General features: G+C 34.6%; 16 protein-coding genes. 2 read left to right on the forward strand and 14 right to left on the reverse strand.

Annotated features, from left to right (window positions below):
- Window positions 1-26: 26 nt before the first annotated feature.
- The 6 genes from tsaD to DMB95_RS02070 are packed head-to-tail and all read right to left on the reverse strand — an operon-like array spanning window position 27 to window position 5,885.
- Window positions 27-1,034, reverse strand: coding sequence for a tRNA (adenosine(37)-N6)-threonylcarbamoyltransferase complex transferase subunit TsaD (gene tsaD / locus DMB95_RS02045; protein WP_142930705.1), 1,008 nt, complete (start codon window positions 1,032-1,034; stop codon window positions 27-29).
- Window positions 1,031-2,419 carry a M99 family carboxypeptidase catalytic domain-containing protein gene (locus tag DMB95_RS02050; protein ID WP_142930706.1) on the reverse strand — a complete coding sequence of 463 codons (1,389 nt, stop codon included), beginning with the start codon at window positions 2,417-2,419 and terminating at the stop codon, window positions 1,031-1,033. Before DMB95_RS02050 ends, tsaD begins: the two co-directional genes overlap by 4 nt.
- Window positions 2,420-2,421: 2 nt before the next feature.
- A complete protein-coding gene (gene dxr / locus DMB95_RS02055; RefSeq protein WP_142930707.1) occupies window positions 2,422-3,498 on the reverse strand; it encodes a 1-deoxy-D-xylulose-5-phosphate reductoisomerase in 1,077 nt (358 codons plus the stop codon).
- Window positions 3,495-4,223, reverse strand: a complete 729-nt coding sequence (locus tag DMB95_RS02060; RefSeq protein WP_142930708.1) for a phosphatidate cytidylyltransferase — start codon at window positions 4,221-4,223, stop codon at window positions 3,495-3,497. The genes dxr and DMB95_RS02060 overlap by 4 nt, the downstream gene beginning before the upstream one ends.
- Window positions 4,224-4,239: 16 nt before the next feature.
- Window positions 4,240-4,572, reverse strand: coding sequence for a hypothetical protein (locus tag DMB95_RS02065; protein WP_142930709.1), 333 nt, complete (start codon window positions 4,570-4,572; stop codon window positions 4,240-4,242).
- Window positions 4,573-4,574: 2 nt separating this feature from the next.
- The gene (locus DMB95_RS02070; protein ID WP_142930710.1) at window positions 4,575-5,885 is read right to left on the reverse strand and encodes an NFACT RNA binding domain-containing protein; all 1,311 of its coding nucleotides are present in this window, start codon (window positions 5,883-5,885) and stop codon (window positions 4,575-4,577) included.
- An 80-nt stretch (window positions 5,886-5,965) separates the two neighbouring features.
- Between DMB95_RS02070 and DMB95_RS02075 the strand changes: the two genes are divergently transcribed.
- Window positions 5,966-6,550: a molybdenum cofactor guanylyltransferase gene (locus DMB95_RS02075; protein WP_142930711.1), complete on the forward strand. Its 585-nt coding sequence runs from the start codon at window positions 5,966-5,968 to the stop codon at window positions 6,548-6,550.
- Window positions 6,537-7,394, forward strand: coding sequence for a phospholipase A (locus DMB95_RS02080; RefSeq protein ID WP_142930712.1), 858 nt, complete (start codon window positions 6,537-6,539; stop codon window positions 7,392-7,394). The genes DMB95_RS02075 and DMB95_RS02080 overlap by 14 nt, the downstream gene beginning before the upstream one ends.
- Before the next feature lie 46 nt (window positions 7,395-7,440).
- Here the strand turns inward: DMB95_RS02080 and DMB95_RS02085 are convergent, their stop codons facing one another.
- From DMB95_RS02085 to DMB95_RS02120, 8 genes are all read right to left on the reverse strand, one after another.
- The gene (locus DMB95_RS02085) at window positions 7,441-9,165 is read right to left on the reverse strand and encodes a flagellin (RefSeq protein WP_142930713.1); all 1,725 of its coding nucleotides are present in this window, start codon (window positions 9,163-9,165) and stop codon (window positions 7,441-7,443) included.
- A gap of 363 nt (window positions 9,166-9,528) precedes the next feature.
- Window positions 9,529-11,430 (reverse strand): motility associated factor glycosyltransferase family protein, encoded by a 1,902-nt coding sequence (locus DMB95_RS02090; RefSeq protein ID WP_142930714.1) that lies wholly within the window; start codon window positions 11,428-11,430, stop codon window positions 9,529-9,531.
- A gap of 9 nt (window positions 11,431-11,439) precedes the next feature.
- Window positions 11,440-13,314, reverse strand: a complete 1,875-nt coding sequence (locus tag DMB95_RS02095; RefSeq protein ID WP_142930715.1) for a motility associated factor glycosyltransferase family protein — start codon at window positions 13,312-13,314, stop codon at window positions 11,440-11,442.
- Window positions 13,296-15,299 (reverse strand): motility associated factor glycosyltransferase family protein, encoded by a 2,004-nt coding sequence (locus DMB95_RS02100; protein WP_142930716.1) that lies wholly within the window; start codon window positions 15,297-15,299, stop codon window positions 13,296-13,298. Before DMB95_RS02100 ends, DMB95_RS02095 begins: the two co-directional genes overlap by 19 nt.
- A 154-nt stretch (window positions 15,300-15,453) precedes the next feature.
- Entirely contained in the window at window positions 15,454-16,233 is a 780-nt protein-coding gene (gene ptmA, locus DMB95_RS02105) for a flagellin modification protein PtmA (RefSeq protein ID WP_142930717.1), read from the reverse strand.
- Entirely contained in the window at window positions 16,233-16,946 is a 714-nt protein-coding gene (locus tag DMB95_RS02110) for an acylneuraminate cytidylyltransferase family protein (protein ID WP_142930718.1), read from the reverse strand. Before DMB95_RS02110 ends, ptmA begins: the two co-directional genes overlap by 1 nt.
- Complete coding sequence (locus DMB95_RS02115; protein ID WP_272482880.1) at window positions 16,936-17,931, reverse strand: gfo/Idh/MocA family oxidoreductase; 996 nt, start codon at window positions 17,929-17,931, stop codon at window positions 16,936-16,938. The genes DMB95_RS02110 and DMB95_RS02115 overlap by 11 nt, the downstream gene beginning before the upstream one ends.
- Window positions 17,894-18,934, reverse strand: coding sequence for a nucleotidyltransferase family protein (locus tag DMB95_RS02120; RefSeq protein ID WP_142930719.1), 1,041 nt, complete (start codon window positions 18,932-18,934; stop codon window positions 17,894-17,896). Before DMB95_RS02120 ends, DMB95_RS02115 begins: the two co-directional genes overlap by 38 nt.
- Between the last annotated feature and the right edge of the window lie 5 nt (window positions 18,935-18,939).

The following is an 18,939-nucleotide window of genomic DNA, read 5'->3' on the forward strand; positions in this document are numbered from 1 at the left end:
TTTTAAAGCATTATACCTAATTTGTTTCAAATGCAGCCTAAATTTTCGCTTCTTGTGCGTAAAATATCCATTTTTATATTTGCAAATTCTTGTTTTTTAAATTTCTCACATGCTGCTCTTGCGATCATTAAAGCATTATCAGAGCAATGACTAAGCGGGGCAAGCTTGAGCGTGCAATCATATTTTTTGCAAAGTGCTTCAAGTCTTGATCTTAGACTTAAATTCGCACTTGCTCCACCCACAACGCCAAAACTTTTAAAGCGATGAAGGAAAAATATTTTTTCAAGTTTATCAAGTATGTGAGTAATGGCTGCGTTTTGAAAGGCAAAGGCTATTTCACTTTTTGTGTTTTCATCAACTTTTTCGTGTTTTAAAAGCTCAAGTCTTACAGCGTTTTTAAGTCCAGAAAAGCTATAGTTTAAGTCTTTGCTGTGCTTTAAAGGGATATTAAATAAGAGTTTTTTTTCTATGGCTTTTAGGGCAAGTTTTTCGATCGCATTTCCGCCCGGATAGCCTAGTCCCATCATCTTAGCAACCTTATCAAAACTTTCTCCAAAGCTATCATCAAGCGTTTTAGCCAGCTCATTAACCCTGCCTTGTTTATCGATAAAAAGCACCATAGTATGTCCGCCGCTAACAAGTAAAACACCCATATCAAAGCTTGCTTTTTCATCTAAAAACAGCGAGTAAATATGCCCTGCAAGGTGATTGATCGCCAAAAGGGGTAAATTTAAGCTTAAAGCCAAGGTTTTAGCCATGCTAATACCACCAATCAAACTCACGCTCAAACCCGGCTCACTTGTAACAGCTATGGCACAAAGCCTATTTAAAAAGGGCTTGGCTTGCTCTAGAATTTGTGGCAAAGCAGCGGTATGAAGACGCGCGGCAAGTTCTGGCACGACGCCTCCATACCGGCAGTGCTGCAATTCTTGAGAGATTTTCTTTTCAAAAACACAGCTTAAGTCGTCCTTGTTGATGATGGCAAGCGAGCTATCATCACAAGAACTTTCTATAGCTAAGATGAGGTTTTTCATTCAAACTCAACAAGTATAGAGCCAAGAAATTTGTCTTTTTTTAGGGCTTGTTTATATACTGCTTCGCTTGGCATTGGAGCGTTTTTGATGATTTTATTTGATGGAAGATTAGAAACTTGATTTAAGAGATTAGCGTAACGCAACTCATAAAATTCTATACGAAAAACCTTACCGGCTGTATCAAGCGAATATCTTGGAATCATCTTGTTTTTAGTGACAACAATACCACTTTCATCGCGCCCCATATCAAGTCCTATGATATTGACACGTACTTTGTTGATGCGCGGGATCATAAATTCTTTTTTGACTTTGATCTTGCTTGCAAAAGGAATGATTTTGCTTTCTCCATCTATAAGAATTTGAAATTCATTAAAAGCGTCGCTAAATTCGAAGTATTCAGGGTATATCCTGCTTTGAAAGCGGTTGCCATACTGGATATAAAATGAGTTTTGTTCAGCAATAACAGCAGTAAGCTCGTTGCTTGTTTCATAATCAAGTTCTCTGTAGAGTGGAAAAGGCAGATAGTTAATCACGCTTCTTGGCTTATCAAGTTCAAGGAGAATTTTTTTGCGGAAAAGTTTAAGCAAGAGTTCTTTGTTGATAACTTTTTTTACGCCTTCAGGACTGAGTTCAAAGCTCCTTTGAAATTCTATGCCAGCTGTTTTTAAATAATGCTCAATCGCCACTAAATGATAATAAGTTCTTAAATTTACCGGCAGATTTTTACTCGCTTCATTCGCAAAAGCAGCCTTGTTGTTTGAGATCACAAAATAAGTTAAAGCCTTAAGCATCTCAGTATCATCAAGCTCTTCTGTTCGAGTATTTTTAAGGAAGTATTGGTGTTTTGGATCAATGAGCGAGGAATTTACGCTTTCAACGGTGCTTTGAGCGATTTTTTCAAGTTCGCCATATCTGCTTGCGTTAATCTCGCTTGTATCAATCACGCTTGAGTTGCCCCATCTTTTAGGATTTTGCTCGGCATTGATATACTCAGGACGATAAAAGCCCCAGCCATCATGAAGATTGATTACCATGCCTACTTCAGGGCGTAAGATCAACTCTTTAATGCGTTGCACGGTTTCATAATCTGGATCATTTGGCTTAAGCTTTGCAAATTTGCGGTTTAAATCCCCCTTGGCACCTCTGCTTCTTTTGATAATGCTATCAAAAGCTAAATTTGGCGCAACGATGATTTTGCCCTTTGTGATATTATAATCACTTATCAGCAAGCTTGCTGCATGAAAGCCACCCGGCTCATCGCCTTGTATGCCACCAAAAATTAAAATGGTATTATTATCATCAAGACTTTTGCCATTCTCGCTTACGCTAAATTCTAAAGCAAAACTTAATGCAAAGCTTAGTAATAACACAATCAGTTTTTTCATACTCACACCTTTATAAATTCCCTTACTTTTTTATCCAGCTCAAAAACCTCTTCTATATCCTTTATATAAGGATTTTCAAAGCGATCAAGTGCTTTAAATATGCCATGAGCAATATCTAAAAATTTACATTCATTGTTTAAAAATTTTCTCACCAAAACTTCATTTGCAGCATTGATAATCACACCTAAATCAACATTTTCAAGCAAAGCCTTTTTGAGCGAGAAAATGGGATATTTTTTCAAATCTATGTAGTGGAATTTTAAACTAGCAAGCTTAACAAAGTCTAGTGATTGTAAAATTTTTTGATTCTTTTTTTTCAGTATGGCTTGAGAGATAGCTAGTTTCATATCTGCTTTTGAAAAATACACACTTGCTCCACCATCTTTAAATTCACAAATTGCATGAGCTAAGGATCTTGGCTCGATAATGGCATCAAGATTTTTCAAACCAAAAAGATGGTAAGCTTCAATGATCTCAAACAGCTTATTTGCCATAGTTGCACTATCTATAGTGATCTTTGCTCCCATGCTCCAATTTGGGTGCTTTAAGGCTTCTTTTGCACTGACTTGACTCAGCTCTTCAATCTTATGCTTAAAAAAAGCTCCTCCACTTGCGGTGATATAAAGCTTTTCTATGTTTTTTTGTCCTTTAAGCAAGCATTTTAGTGCGGCGTGTTCGCTGTCTATGGGCTTGATTTTTGTATGCTTAAAGAATTTCCCAGCCACAACAAGACTTTCTTTATTTGCAAGGGCAAGAGTTTTTTTTAATTTGCTTGCTTGTATGCTTGCACGAAGTCCTGCAAAGCCCACTATAGCATTTACCACAAGCTTAGAATTACTGATATTTAAAATCTGCTCTAAGCCTTCTTGGGCGTAAAAAATCTTTTTTGGGTTAAAATCAAGCTCGTGTCTGTCTTGTTTGTTTTTAATACAAATAAATTCTGGCTTAAACTCAGCAATTTGTTTTTTAAAGAGTTTGATATTTTCCCCGCATGCAAGAGCGTTGATCTTGATCTTGTGCTTTTTGGCTAAAAAAAGCACATTTTGCCCTATACTGCCAGTGCTTCCAAGAAGGATCATAAAAGAGCAACCATGACAAAAGCAGCGATGATTAAAGCATCAATCCTATCTAAAATTCCACCATGTCCGGGTATGAGATTGCCACTATCTTTAATCTTTGCTTTGCGTTTAAAATAGCTTTCTAACAAGTCGCCAATCACTGCAAAAACAGCACTTAAAAAAGAAACAGCAAGACTAAGCAAAAAGCTATATCCAAAAAGTCCAATAAGCGTGCCAAAAATGGTTGCAAATACCAAACCACCGATGACGCCTTCTCTTGTTTTGTTTGGGCTTGTTGGTGAAAAAGGTGTGCTGCCTATCATTTTACCGACAAAATACGCGCTACTATCGCACACTGCTACGATAAAAATAAGCCAAAACAAAGCAAACACGCCATGCTCTAAATACAACTGCCAAAGTGCTAAGATAGGTAGAGTCGGATAAAGATAAATCAAACTTTGCTGTAAATTTTTCTCTTTTTTATACACCAAAAATCCCACCACAAGTATAAAAAACAACGCGCCTACAAGCAAAGGCTCTTTAAGCACGCTTCCTATCACAAAGACAAGTAAGCCAAGCCAAACATTCGCACTTTGATCTTTAAAAAGTGCTTTACCTTCGTTAAAAGCAAGGTAAAATAAAAGTGCAAAGACTACAAAATTAAGGGCTAGTTCATTAATGAGCAAGATCAAAATCACCCCAGCTGCTAAAACCACCCCGCTAATAATCCGTGTCGTATCAAACAAAGCTTTTCTCCTTATCTTAAATGCTTAAATCAAGTCTGTGAAGCTTGTGCGCGCTTTTAAACTCATCTTCTTCACTTGCTTCTTCTTCTTTTTCATTGTGTTCTTGCTCTTCTTTAGCGTGCTTGCGTTTCTTTTCTTCTTCATCAGCCCTTTCTTTAATCTCATCTTGCACCTCTTGGCTTTGAGCGACTTTTTCAAGCCTTTCAACTGCTTTTTCTTTTGCAGCAAATTCAGCTAAATTTGCCATATTTGCAAAGCCTTCTTTAGCAGCTTCATTGCTTGCTTGAGTTGATACTGCGCCGACATTTTGGTTGATGAAATTAAGATTTCCTAAAGGACTGACTGGCATTTTTACTCCTTTAAAACGCTTAAGCTTTTGAAATTTGTATAATTTACGAAAGCCTTTTGTTTTATTTTAACAAATTTTCTTTGCGTATAATCGACTAAATATGCCCCAGAGTTTAACTTTGAGAAATTTACACACAATTTCGCTGCAAATTGTAACACTTCTTCACTTAGTTTTTGTTTATTTGAGATGATAAAAGCGTGTGAGGAGGGTAAGTTTTGCACATGCAGCCACATATCATCTTTTTTTGTGTTGTGTAGTAAAAACTCATTTGCTTTTTCGTTTTTGCCGATAAGAATTTTACATTCATTAAAATAAAAACTTGCCACACCCTCATCACTTTTTTTTACTTTTTTTTCTGTATTTGTTTGCTTTTTTGGCACTAAAATTTCAAGCTCTACGCTTGAGTTTGAGTGCGTGATAAGTGTTAAAAGATTGTCATAAAAGCTGATTTTTTCAAGCAGTGAGTTTTTTTCGATGAAGATATTTTTAGCTTTTTGTTTGAGTTTTTTTGAAAGTTTAAAAAGCCTTTGAGCTTCCATTTTTGGAGTATTTTCAAGCTCAAAAAAAAGCTCTTTGCCCTCAAAATCTTTTAAAGAAAAATGACGTTCATAGTCTTTTAAATGATATAAATTTGCATTTAAAACTTGGGCTTTGTATTCATAATTTCGGGCTTGTTTTTCAAGTGTATTTTCATCATCAAGCTTGCTTAAATGCTCTTTTAAGTTGGTGATTTTTTTCAGCACTTGTTTGCTTTTGCTTTCTTTTAGGGCATTGATTTTGAGTTGGTTTTGCTCTTTAAAAGCAAGAGCAAAATATGCTTTAAAGTCTTTGATCTCAAAGGCTTTTTCTTCGATCTTAAAAGGCTTTAAAGGCTCAAGTTTTTGTCCTATTTTTACGCTTCTGTAGGATTTTTCGATATGTCTTAAAGCTTCGATAATGATGTCATTTTCATCGGTGATGATAGCGTTTGTATTTTTGCCTGTAAATTCAAAATAGATTTTGTTTGTAAAGTTTTTGTATGCTTTTTGTATTTGAGTGTGAAAACATAAGACTCTATTATTTTCAAGCACTTTTATATCTAAAATTTCAGCACCGCTAAAGTATTTTTGAAGCATAAAATCAAATGGGGCATTGTATTTTTTTTCTAAAAGCTTAGCTTCATAAATAGCGCTTTTAAAACGGCTTAGATCAAAAATGAGGCAGAGTTTATTAAACTCAAGCTTAAAAACATTATCATCTATGCGTTTGATAGAATAGAGTTTTTTATAAGCTTTAAGATAATTTGCGATTTGGATTAAAACTTGGTATTTCATAACTTTAATTATAGAGTATTTTTTATGTTATTTTAATGTAAAATGTTTAAAATTTCAAAATTTATATTTTAAGGAAAAAAATGCACTTTGATCTTCAAACTCTGCCTTGTGTGATTTTGTGTGGTGGCAAATCAAGTCGTATGGGGCAAGATAAGTGTTTTTTGCCTTTTCATAATCAAAGCTTGATTGAATTTCAATTTTCAAGGCTTAGCAGGCTTTTTCAAAGCTGTTTTCTTTCGTGCAAAGAGGATAAATTTAAGGCTCATTTTAAACAACTTATTTTTGATAAAAAGCTTGAAGGTGTGGAGTTTTCGCCTATGCTTGCACTTTTTAGTGTGCTTGATTATTTTAAAGATACTTTTGTTTTTGTGATCAGTGTTGATATGCCAAGTATAGAAAAAGAGCACATTACTACTCTTGCAAAGCACCTTGATCAATCCTTAATCATCTTGCCACGAAGCAAAGGGTATATCCACGCTTTGTGCGGCTTTTATCATAGTTCTTTATCTAGCAAATGTCTTGAGTTTTTAAAACAAAAAAAACACAAAATTCAAAGCTTATGCGAGCAAAATGATGCTTTTGTGCTTGATTTTAAGGACGATGAAGCCTTTGTGAATTTAAATGACTTTGAAAGTTATGTAAGATTTAAAAATGAAATGTTTTAAATTTTTATGCGCTGTGTGTGTAGTTATAAGTTTTGTGAGGGCTGAAACAAGCACAAGATTAGAGCAAAACTTAAGAGAAGAAAGGGACTTGGCAGTTTTAAATTTACAAAATTATCTTGGCGAGATAAAAAGAGAGAATTTCTTGCAACTCAGCGAGCATGAGGCGAATTATTTTTTACCTTTTTCTTATACTTTTAAAGGCAAATATCCGCGACACAAACGCACTGAAGCGAAATTTCAAATCAGCCTTAAAAAGCCCTTGTTTGAAAATATTTTTGGTTTTGATGAAAAATTTTATTTTGCTTACACACAAACTGCTTGGTGGCAGCTTTATAAGGACTCTTCGCCTTTTAGAGAGATTAACTATCAGCCTGAATTTTTTGTTTCTGTGCCACTTTATATAGATCGGTTTGAAAATTTAAAAAATGTCCGCTTATCCTTGCTTCACGAATCAAACGGCAAAGATGATACCGAGCTTCAATCACGCTCATGGAATAGAGTGTATATAAGCACTTTGCTTGTTTATGATCGCTTTTTTATCACGCCAAGGTTGTGGTATAGACTGCCTGAAAAAGATGATGATAATAAAGACATCACAAGTTATATGGGAAATTTTGATTTGGCTGTGAGTTATTTGGCGAAGGATTATTTTACAAGTGTGCTTGTGAGAAATAACTTGAATTTTAAGCGAAACAAAGGAGCGTTGCAGTTTGATGCGGGCTTTGATTTTTGGGGGAATGGAGTGTTTTTGTATGTGCAGTATTTTAATGGCTATGGGGAAAGTTTGATTGATTATAACCGATATTTACACAAGTTTTCTTTAGGTTTTTATATAGCGTATTGATACAAAGCTTGCGAAAAAAGTCGCAAGCTTGAAGCAAAATTTGAACTTATTGTAAGAGTTGAAGCACGTATTGTTGTGATTGATTGGCCTGTGCAAGAGCGTAGCTACCACTTTGAGCGAGTATGTTTTGTTTAGAGAAATTCGCACTTTCACTTGCAAAATCCACATCTCGTATGGTGCTTTCAGCTGATTTAACATTAACTTGTGTAGTGCTGATATTAGTTATCGTAACTTCAAGTTGTTGTTGGACTGAACCTATATCAGCGCGCACTTGATCAAGATTTAAGATCGCAGTTTCAGCTATATCCATTACCGCCATCGCTCCTTTAAGCGTAGTTACACCGGCTGTGTTATCAGCTATGCCAAGCTCAAGCGTTTTCATTGGTGCATAATTTGATAAACCAGAACCTTGTGAAAAGCCTGATCCTGCTGAAACTTGATAGGCATTTGAATATGCAGAGGCGGCTGAGATAAATACACCAATATCACCCAATAAAACAGAATAGTTGTTTCCAGAACCTACAGAAAAACCTGAACCAGCTGAAAAGCCTGAACCAGCAGTACTCATAAAGCCAGAAATTGATGAAGAGCCTGTGATGATATATCTACTTCCACCCGGATATGCAAAAAAGCCCATAGCATCAGCCATATTACCTTCGATTTGTCCTTTTGACTCACGTAAAGAAACAGAGCTTTGAGAAACAAAATCCCCAGCACTTACTGTAAAGCCAAAGCCAGTGCCTGATATAGCGATATCTTGTCCGCTGTTTTTAATGAGTGAGAGGCGTCCAAAATTTGAGTATTGGCTGTTAATTACGCCTGAACCTACACCTATACTTCCTTCTATAACTATGCCTCTTCCTTCAGTTGAGGTTAAAACGAGCTTGCCATTTGCATCTTTGGCTGCTTGCACGCCTGTAGTATCTTTTACAGCATTGATTGCTGATATAAGCTGTCCATTCTCATCAGCTGCTTTATAATCAATCTGTCCTATAACTACGCCATTGATTGAAAAATTAGCACTCGTTTTTCCTTCTTGTATAGGATAGGTGCCATAAGTTTGCACGGTAAAGCTTGCACGAACACCTGTTTTATCAGCGACTCTGTTGATCTCTTCAGCCAAAGCTCCAACACCTGTGCCAACGCTATATGAAATTTGAATTTCAGCAAAGTCAAAGTCATCAACGCCATTATAATTTAAAATCGTCATATTTGCAGGTCCTGAAGCAGTGATAGTTGCTCCTGTTTCAAACCTTGTTACACCGATCTTTGAGCTTTGAGTTGAGCCTATAGTTGCTTTTATAGTTTGATTTGAGCTTGAGCCGATTTGAAATTCTTGGTTGATAAAGCCACCTGATAGGAGTTGTTTGCCATTAAAAACGGTGGTATTAGCGATATTGTCAAGTTCTTCCATAAGGCGGTTGATATCAGCTTGAAGCATATTTCTTGTTTTAAGACTTTGCCCATCTTGTGCAGCTTGTGTTGCTTTAGTCTTAATCATATCTAAGATTTTTACCTGCTCGTCCATCGCTTTATCAGCGGTGGCAAGTATACCTATGGCGTCATTGCCGTTGTTGATAGCTTGTCCTAGCGTAGAAGCTTGAGAGCGAAGCTGATCAGCGATGGCTAAACCTGAAGCATCATCTTTGGCTGAGTTGATCCTAAGCCCTGTGCTTAACCTGTTAAGAGAATTGTCAAGTGCGTTAGAAGTCATATTTAACGCATTGTGAGCATTAAGCGAACCAATGTTCGTGTTTATTCTTAAACTCATTTTAAATCCTTTCAAAATATTGCTTAGCCCTCTTAAAGCAAGAAGTGTTCCAACTTTTAATTTTATGCCTAAAATAAGGAATTTGAAAGGGATATAACAAAGTGCAGTATAAGCAAAATATAAATAGAATTTGATTTTTTAAATTAAATTGGTGTAAAAAAATAAAATAGATTAAAAAAAAAGTCAAGCCTTAGACTTGACTTTTTTAAGCAATATTTTGAAAAGATTCAATCTCTATATCGGCAAAGTGAAAATTAACTTGAGTGTTTTTGAAAATATTTTTGAATTTAAGCAAGTTGTTTTGTAGTTTATTTGTTGTATGGATTGCAAGCCGTGTAAATATGGCTTGCAATGAAACCCTTTTTATAAAAGCTTTCTTTTTTCCAAAGCTTCTCTTAAAGGCACGATATCAGCTTTCATCTTTTCTTCCATAATACTTAAAAAATCAATGATTTCTTCAAGCCAAGCTTCATGAGAGAAAATCCACGCCATAAGCTTGTTTTGTCGTTCGCCTTCGTTGTTGAAATTTTGGACATAAAGAGGAGCTGATTGAAGTTCTTGATGAAACAAGCTTGGTCCTAAGAGTTCTTTAAAATAAAGCGTTTTTTTGCTATCAAAGGCTTTTTTGATCTCATCAATACTTTTATTTATATCATCAAGCGTGCTTTTTTGCACACCTCTGGTAAGTCCTTGAAGCTGTTTTTGAATTTTTTTAGATTTTTTGATAAATCTTTGACTTGTTCGCATACCCTTTTTGATCTTTTCATATGCTTTAAGCATATATTCATTGCTTTCTTTGCGGCTTGGTTTTTGAAGCTTTGGTAAGCGTTTTTTTACTTCTTTGCTTAAAAACTGCTCGCAAGCTTCTTTAAAAGGCATTTCTATGCTTCCTTCTATCCTTGCTCCACCTTCAGTGCAGTTGTAAAACTTTACATCTTTTGGTTGTTTGGCGATGAGGTTTTCAAAGAAGCCTTTAAAGAGCATCCATACTTCACTGGTTTTAACCTCGCCCTTGCCCCCATAAGCTGTAACTTTAAGATCATCTCTTTTTTTGCTTTTTGCGCTTGCACCAAATTTGGCAAACATATAATCATCTGGGTGTGATTTACCCTCTTCGTTATAAGCTAAATCCTGTCCTATAAAAAAAAGATTTTTATAGCCAAGCATTATACCAAGTTCGTGAGCCATATTCATCACGCTCATTCCACCGCCTAAATAGCCAAAATCCTTAAGATCAAGATAACTTGAATACGCAAGATTTCTTTGGGTAAGCATATAAGTTCTTTTGTTTCTTTCAAGATTTTTAATCGTATTTGGGTGTGTTAGAACAAAAAGTATGAAGAGTATATTTTTATCAAATTCGCCAAAATCGTTATCAAAAAGCTTTGAAGTGTTTGTAACCCTTTCCAAAGACAAAACATAATCTGGTTTTATGCCTTGTTTGTGAAGTAAAGCATAAGAGCTATCAGCGCAAAAGATCACGGCATTATCTTTGTATTTTTTAAGTAAGTCAAATTGTTTGCTTAAACTTGGTCCAGTAGCTACAAAGATAGCGTTTTTGCCTTTGTTTTTGCGTTTTTTAAGCAGTTCTTTAAAAGTAGGGTGTGTAAGCATATAGGGTAAATTTAAAGTAAAGTTTTCTATGCCCATGAGTGCATCGGCTGGATCGTTGCCATGCTTTAGGGTAACTGATCGAATGGCTTGCAAGTTGATTTCGTTGATATGTTTGAGTTCTTTGCTTTGATTTTCATAATATGCACAATGAATACGCAAGTTATATAGTTTTAAAAACAACACCACGCCTTGCAAAGAAAAAATATCTGTAGCTAGGTTAAAATCATAATTTTGAGTATAAATGATGATAATTTGTCCTTTTAAAAGGGCTTCGCTAAAATCAATGAGATTAAAAGCCATATAAATAAGCTCAAGTTCTTTTTCAAAAATAACAATGCGTCTGTGCTTTTCATTTTGTGCTAAAACCTTGTATAAAATGCCATTACCCATGCCATAAAAAAACAAGGCATCATAACGTTTAAACTCGTCCTTAAAAGGCTCTAAGCTTTCTTCAAGCTCGCGAAGTGGTGCTTGATACATTTTTCTTTGTGTTTGCAGATCAATGATGTTAGTATTTAAAGTGTCTTTAGGATCAAATTCGTATTTGAATTTATGCACGACTTTTATCTTTAAAAGCTCATCTTTAAGTTCTTTGTAAGATACGCCTTTTAAAGCATCAATGTTCTTTTCAAATAAAGTTGTTTGTTGCATATCTTCTCCTTAAATAGTATATTCTTTTATGCATTCTAAAATGGCATTGTTTTGTGTATAGATATATTCACCTAGTTCGATAAAAAATCGTCCTTGCGTTTCTAAAAAAAGGATTAAAAGCTCTTTTTCTTCGTGTTCGTTTTTGCTCATCACGCTTTCAAGGCGGACAAGTTCGCATTCATTGTGAAAATACACAGCATGCAAGGTTTCAGTAAAAATAACCTTTTGTTTAAGCACTTGAATGAGTTTTAAAAGTCTTTCTTTTGACTTTTTTAAAGCCTCAAAATCAAGCTTTTCAAAAACATAATCCCTTGGCAACAAGCTCTGCAAAAGCTCAAGTTCTTTTTTAATCTCTTCAAGAAAGTCATCAGCTTTTTTTACCTTTGCCTGCAAATCTTCTTTGCTTTGCTTAAGTAGCGCTTTAGCCTTGTTTTCATCATATCTTGGTGGCATGGCAAAGGGTTTTTGCACATTTTCTTTTAAAAGTGTTTCGCAAAGCTCTTTAAAAGGTCTTTCTATGCTTCCTTTGATGTGTGCGCCGCCTTCAGTGGCGTTATAAGTGTTTATACCAAGCTTAAGCTTGCTTAGTGCTATATCACTTTCTAAAGCGTGTCTAAATAAATTCCAAGTGATTTGTGTTCTTACTTGTCCTTTTTGTCCATATGCAAGCGTGTAAAGATCACGCCTTTGATCGCTTTCAAACTCAGCTCCATGCTGATAGTCTTTTGGGTGTGAGCTGCCATCATCAGCGTATGCTAAATCTTGTCCTATAAAAATGATATTTTCATGCCTTAAAGCTGCTGCGAGCTCGTATGCCATATTTGCCACGCTATGTCCTACACCTAAGTAACCAAACTCATCAAGCCCTAAACTTACTGCAAAAAGCAAAGGGCGAGAAACGATCATATAATTTCTGTTATTTTTTTCAAGGTATTTTGTAGCGTTTTTATCCACCACTGAAGTAAGGATAAATAAAATCCCATCATCAAATTCTTTAAAATCATTATTAAAAAATTCAGCCGTAAAATCCGTGCGTTCAAGCATAAAAACAAAGTCCGGTTTAATGCCATTTTTAGCAAGTATAGGATAAGCAGAATCCGCACACATAATGCTTGCTTTATTTGCATATTCTTTAAGCAAAGGTAGTTGCTTACTTAAACTTGGTCCGGTTGAGACAATGATAGCATTTTTAACCTGTTTAAATCTTTGTTTTAAGAAAGCTTTGAAAATACCGTGCCTTAACATCTTAGGAAGATTAATCAAGATATTTTTAATACCAATGATAGAATCAAGCGGATCATTTCCTCTTTTTAAAAAGCTAAATTTGATCTGCTCTATGAGTTCTTGATGAATTTTTTCTATCTCATTTTTATAATGCTTTTCATAAAATTCACATTGAATATGAAAATTATAAGTTTTAAGTGAAGTTTCTATATCAGGATAAGCAAAAAGAGTTTGAAATTGCGCTGGATTAAGGTTTGGTGTATAAAATAATATCAACCTTTCTTGTTCTATATCCTTGCTAAAATCAAGCTCTTGCAAAGCAAGGTAAAAAAGCTCAAGTTCGCTTTCAAAGACGATAATTCTTTTATGCTTTTTGTTTTTAAGTAAATATTTAAGCAAGATACCATTACCAAGCCCGTAAAAAAACATCACAGGATATTTTGCAAAGTTTTGATCAAAATACTCTTTTTTTTCTTTAAAATGAGCCTCAAAGTCTTCATACACAAGCTCATTTTCTGGCAAAAAGATAAGTTTTTTCCCTTCATTTTTAAATTTCACAAGTTTTGAAATTTGCCTTAACATCACACTCAAAGGCTGATCGACTCTAAAAATAGCGTTGAGGTTTTGAGTAAAAGTCTTGTTTAGTAAAACATGAGGCATGATTTTCCTTTTTGTGCTTTTTCATCAATCATCTTCACTTTCGCTTCAAAAATTTGTCCTCTTTGTTGTAAAAGGCTAATTAAAGGCTTTGAGTTTTCATTCAAGGCTTTAACTTGAGCTTCAAGATGAGAACCAACAAGTCTTATCCATGATATATGTTTATCAAGCCAAAGAATCATTTTTTGCTGTTTTTCTGTTTCATTTTGTGGATTATAAACAAACAGCGGAGCGATATTGATTTCAAACTGATTAAGCAAGGGGAATAAAATTTCAGTGGCTGAAACGAAATGCTTTTTATCCTCAACGATTTCTTTTGCCTCATCGATATGCTCTGAAAGTGTGCTAAATATGAGCTTATTTTCTTCGTAGGTTTTGTTTGTATCGATATTTTTAGCTTCTTCAATACATGCTTCTAAAATTTCCTTAAGCCTTTTAATCATCTCTTCGCAAAGCACGATACTTTTTTTGATCTTCGCATAGGCTTTTAAAAGAAGTTCATTTTGTTTTGTCAAGCTTAAAGGTTCAAGTTTTTCAAAATGTTTGGGCTCTTGTTTTTGAAAAAATTTTTCACAGACTTCTTTAAAAGGTATTTCCGTGCAGCCTTCTATCCTCGCTCCACCTTCTGTGGCATTATAAAATGTGATCTTTTTATTTCTGAGCTTATACACTATGATATTTCTTTCGATGATATCTTTGAATGCAAGCCAAATGTGATGAGTTCTTACCTCTTTTGTCCCTCCCCATGCAGGTATATTTGTAAGCATATCATCTTCATACATTGAGCTTTCAAAATTTGCAGAATGCTGATAGTCTTTTGGATGCGAGCTGCCATCATCAGCGTATGCTAAATCTTGTCCTATAAAAATAATATTTGTGTATTCTAAACCAAAAGCAAGTTCTTGAGCCATGTGAGCTACGCTCATACCAGTTATATGCTTAAACTGCGTAAAATGTAAATACTCACAAAAGTGAAGTTTTTTAGGCATAAGCAAATAATTTCTATTATACTGCTCGCAGTAAGCTACAGCATTAGGATGGACTAAATTTAAAAGCACAAAAATGATATTTTTATCAATCTCTTTAAAATCATGGTTAAAAAACTCAGCTGTAAAATCAGTCCTTTCAAGCATACATACATAATCTGGTTTTATATCATTTTGAGCAAGTATAGGATAAGCAGAATCCGCACAAAAGATAGTGACTTTATCTTGGTATTTTTTAAGTAAAGGAAGCTGTTTGCTTAGACTTGGTCCGGTTGAGACGATCAAAGCGCATTTGCCAACTTGTTTTCCTCTTTTTTGTAAAAGCTTTTTGCTTGTTGGGTGAGTAAGCTGAGCTGGGAGATTATAAACTTGTTGCGCTAAGCCTTGTAAAGCATCAAGAGGATCATTACCCATCTCTATAGCAGTTTGTTTTTGAGCGGCTACAAGAGTTTTGTTAAGCTCAATGATCTTTTCACTTTTCTTTTCATAATAATGACTATGAAGCTCTAAAAAATAAGCTTTATACATTTTGCAAAAGGGATCAGAAATAAAAATGGTGTGATAATCGTTCATTTTTGTAAGCTTAGGAGCAAAAATAAGAAGCTTTTTGCTTTCAAACTCACTTGAAAAATCAATAATATGAAACATCAAAAAAATCAGCTCAAGCTCATCTTCAAAAACAACACAATGTTTTAAATTTGGATTTTGAAGCAAGGCTTTATAAAGTATGCCATTGCCAAAGCCGTAAAAATAAAGCACCGGATATAAGGGGTATTTTTTTTGATATACATCAAGCTTGCTGTTAAGTTCATCAAGGGCATTTTCATACATAAGGCTTTTATCTTTGCTATCTTGTATGTTAATATCAAGTGAATCATTGCCAAATTTAAGTGTAAAACGAGAGCATTTTTTGATCTTTTTAAGTTCTTTAATCAGGGGTTTGTTTAAACATGCCTTGCAGTTTTTTTGAAAAAGTTCTTTTTGTGCCTCATTAAATTTCATCTTTTGCCCTTTTTATTTTTTGCGAGCTAGAGTCTGAGCAATCCATTGAAATTTGAGTAAAATTTTCATTTTTTATTCTTTGTAGTTTGCTTTTTGTGTATATTACATTCTTTTGGCTCATTTTATGATAAATTCCTAACTTCATTTTCCATCATCAAAGCCCCCAGCCATCAGCGACTATGAGATTTGCTCCTGTTATAAACTTGCTCTCATCGCTGAGTAAAAAGGCTATTGTTCCGCTTATATCTTTTGCTTCAAGCATGCCCTTGCTTGCACAGCAGTTTCTATAGGCGTTTAAAAAGCTTTCAGGCTGATGATCAAGTATGCCTCCACTTGAGAGTGTATTGACGCGTATATTGGTGTTAAATAACTCTTTTGCTAGCCATACTCCAAGATGATTAATGCCAGCTTTTATGACGCTGTATTCTAAAGAACTTTGCATATTGGTATCTTTATAATTTTCAAATTTAGGCGCATATACGCCCATGATAGAGCTAAGATTGATGATATTGCCCCAGCCTTGTTCTTTAAAAAATTTTACAAATTCTTGAGCTGCAAGCATAAAACCGCCCAAATGCAAATTCAAACTCTCACAAATTTGCTCATACTCAAGCTCATAATAAGGCGTTTTGCCCCAATCCTTACCCATAGGATAGCTCGTATTGACAAAGCCATCTATCTTGCCAAAATGCTTATTTGCCTTAGTTATAGCCTCATTTAAGCTTTGTTTGCTCGTAATATCAAACTTGGTGCTTAGAATTTTTGCTTTTAGGGCAGGATTTTTAGCTAAGTTTTGCTCGAGCTTGCTTAATTTTGCTTCATCAATATCAGCTAAAATGAGGCTAGCATTACACTCTAAAAGCAGTTTTTCACAAAGTGCTGTGCCTATACGCCCACATGCTCCAGCGATGAAAATCACTTTTTTACTTAGCATTACAATTCCTCTTGTTTAAGCTTTTTACTTTTGATTAAAAACTCAACTATCTTAAAGTCAAATTCACTATCCACATCAAAAGCACTTTCTTCATTCATCACATATAAAGCAGTTTTCGTTCCAAAAACACTATCACTTTCAAGCAATCTTTGTCTTTGAAAAATATAAATACTTGCGTTCATATCATAGCATTTTGGAGCATCTTGACGCGTAGTTGAAGCATAAGTTTTAGCTGTATCAATGGCACCATTTTCTTTTATTTCTATGAGATTAAAATAAGGATTGCGTCTTGCAGGCACAGCTGTGATTAAATTTTCCTTGCCACTTTGCTTAAAAAGCTCATAGGCTTTTTTTATATCCTCGCTCCTTCTTAAAGGCGCAGTCGCATCAAGATCGATGAGGGTATCAAAAGTGGTATTAAAATGCGCTTCACTTTGAAGCAAAGCATCACGCATAACAGGCACTTTAGCTGCCTTATCGCTTGCAAGCTCTGCCTTTCTTTTGAAAAAAACCTCGCCTCCATATTTTAAGGCTACATGAGCTATTTCATCGCTATCTGTGCTAATGACTATATGTTTAAAAAGCCCTGAATTTTTAGCTTGTATAATACTATAAGCTATAAGCTCAAGCCCTTCTATCTTTTTAATATTTTTGTTTTTAAGCCCTTTGCTTCCAGCTCTAGCACAAATGGTGCAAAGTATATTATTGTTCATTTTTTGCCTTTTTTATGAGTTTTAAAAGCTTTTTTGCTTCTTTTAAAGAGCATAACCTTTTATCTTTTTTAAATACTGCTTTATGCAAGCTTTCAAGTGTTTTTATGGTGTTATCCTCGGTTTTGATTAGGGTGCAGTTTTGTTTTGTATCATAAATTTTTATAAAATTTTCATTTAAATTGAGCTCAAAGCTTTTTGAGGGCGTGCTAATTTGTATCACTCTTTGATTAAATTTGCTAAAATAATCAAGCTGGATATGAATTATAGGGCATTTTTTAGAACTTAGTGCCAAAAAAGCAAAATCATCGCTATTTATTTCAAGCTCTGAAATTTGCTTGCTTTGAGCAAAGCTAAGTTTAAGCTTATCAAAGAAAAATAAAGCCAAATCAAGCTCATGAGAAAGATCAAGCATAACCCCACCGCCAAGCTCTTTTTTTGCACTATAATTTTGCCTATAATCAAGCTTTCTCCAAGAAGGCAGATAAGAATGACATACAAAACTTGTAAAATAAGGCATTTGCCCCTTTTGAATTTCTTCTTCTAAAAGTGCTTTTAAACGCATAATGCTTTGATTAAAGCGAAGTAAATAGGCGATGAAAATTTCATTTTTTCCACTTGGAGTAAATTTTTTATAGTTTTCAAACAAAGGTTTTTCTACAAGTATGATTTTATCTTGCACTTTTTTATCAAGAAAGCTAAGCGTATCAAAATGTGCTGTGGTAATGTTTGCTATAATGAAAAGCTTGTATGTATTTAAATCAAGCTCTTTAAGGCTTTTATAAATTTGTGTATTTTCAAGTAGGGTAGGGTTTGAAAGTTCTTTAAATTCAGCTTTTAAACTTGAAAAATCAGCTGATTTTGAGACTATATCAACGCTTAAGTTTTGCTTATTAAGGGCTAAAAAATGCTTTTTTCCTATGCTTCCAAAGCCTATGATTAAAACTCTTTTAGGACTTAAACTCATCATTTGCCCTTTGGTATTCATCAAATCTTCCTATATCTATCCAATAATCCTTAATCTCATAACTAACTAGCTTTTTTTGCTCTTTTAAAAGCAGGTTAAATAAATCAGGCATATCCAAATACTCATTTTGCTTTAAAAAGTCCAAAATTCCAGGCTCTAAAACATAAATTCCAGCACTAACTAAAAACTCAAAACTCGGTTTTTCTTCTATGCTAAGAATTTGTTCCTCATCGCAATTTACCACCCCATAAGGCACTTGATAGCTAAATTTTCTCACACACATACTCGCATGTGCTTCTTTTCTTTTGTGCTGTTTTAAAATAGCGTTAAAATCAAGCTCGGCTAAAATGTCTCCATTCATTACAAAAAAACTTTCATTGAATAAATTCTTATCAAGTAAAGACAAAGCCCCAGCTGTGCCAAGCCTTTTTTGCTCGTGTATATACTCTATATTTACGCCAAATTCGCTGCCATTTTTAAAATACGCTTCTATCATCTCGCTTTTATAATTAACACAAAAGATAAAATTACAAAAGCCTTGTTTAGCAAAGCGTTCAACTATGGTTTGTAAAATGGGCTTTGAGCCAACTTTAAGCAAGGGTTTTGGCGTATCGTTTGTAAGTGGAGCTAGGCGGCTGCCAAGTCCGCCAAGCATTAAAACGACTTTGTTGCTTCGCTTTTTGGTTTCAAGCATTTTTGCAACGCTTAAGATTTTTACAACCCTACCTTTTTGATCAAGCACAGGAAAATCATAAATATCATATCTTGAAGCAAGGGCAAAAATTTCATCATTGCTTGTTTTAGAAGTGATGGTTTTGGGATTTTGAGTATAAATATTTTCTATGCTTGAGTTGAGATCATAGCCCTCAAGCAAGGCTTTTCGCAAATCCGCATCAGTGATAACGCCAATGAGCTTGTCCTCATCATTCATCACCAAAGCTATCCTAGCTCTTTCTTTGCCAAGAACCTTTAAGGCTTCTTTACCGCTTGAGTTTATCTTAAGCTTAAGGGCATTTAAATCCATCTATC

Source organism: Campylobacter sp. MIT 12-8780 (assembly GCF_006864535.1).
Classification (GTDB): Bacteria; Campylobacterota; Campylobacteria; order Campylobacterales; family Campylobacteraceae; genus Campylobacter_D.

Coding starts and splice junctions, on each gene's coding strand:
- tsaD (WP_142930705.1), bottom strand. CDS start 1,034: ATGAAAAACCTCATCTTAGCTATAGAAAGTTCTTGTGATGATAGCTCG.
- DMB95_RS02050 (WP_142930706.1), bottom strand. CDS start 2,419: ATGAAAAAACTGATTGTGTTATTACTAAGCTTTGCATTAAGTTTTGCT.
- dxr (WP_142930707.1), bottom strand. CDS start 3,498: ATGATCCTTCTTGGAAGCACTGGCAGTATAGGGCAAAATGTGCTTTTT.
- DMB95_RS02065 (WP_142930709.1), bottom strand. CDS start 4,572: ATGCCAGTCAGTCCTTTAGGAAATCTTAATTTCATCAACCAAAATGTC.
- DMB95_RS02070 (WP_142930710.1), bottom strand. CDS start 5,885: ATGAAATACCAAGTTTTAATCCAAATCGCAAATTATCTTAAAGCTTAT.
- DMB95_RS02075 (WP_142930711.1), top strand. CDS start 5,966: ATGCACTTTGATCTTCAAACTCTGCCTTGTGTGATTTTGTGTGGTGGC.
- DMB95_RS02080 (WP_142930712.1), top strand. CDS start 6,537: ATGAAATGTTTTAAATTTTTATGCGCTGTGTGTGTAGTTATAAGTTTT.
- DMB95_RS02085 (WP_142930713.1), bottom strand. CDS start 9,165: ATGAGTTTAAGAATAAACACGAACATTGGTTCGCTTAATGCTCACAAT.
- DMB95_RS02090 (WP_142930714.1), bottom strand. CDS start 11,430: ATGCAACAAACAACTTTATTTGAAAAGAACATTGATGCTTTAAAAGGC.
- DMB95_RS02095 (WP_142930715.1), bottom strand. CDS start 13,314: ATGCCTCATGTTTTACTAAACAAGACTTTTACTCAAAACCTCAACGCT.
- DMB95_RS02100 (WP_142930716.1), bottom strand. CDS start 15,299: ATGAAATTTAATGAGGCACAAAAAGAACTTTTTCAAAAAAACTGCAAG.
- ptmA (WP_142930717.1), bottom strand. CDS start 16,233: ATGCTAAGTAAAAAAGTGATTTTCATCGCTGGAGCATGTGGGCGTATA.
- DMB95_RS02110 (WP_142930718.1), bottom strand. CDS start 16,946: ATGAACAATAATATACTTTGCACCATTTGTGCTAGAGCTGGAAGCAAA.
- DMB95_RS02115 (WP_272482880.1), bottom strand. CDS start 17,931: ATGAATACCAAAGGGCAAATGATGAGTTTAAGTCCTAAAAGAGTTTTA.
- DMB95_RS02120 (WP_142930719.1), bottom strand. CDS start 18,934: ATGGATTTAAATGCCCTTAAGCTTAAGATAAACTCAAGCGGTAAAGAA.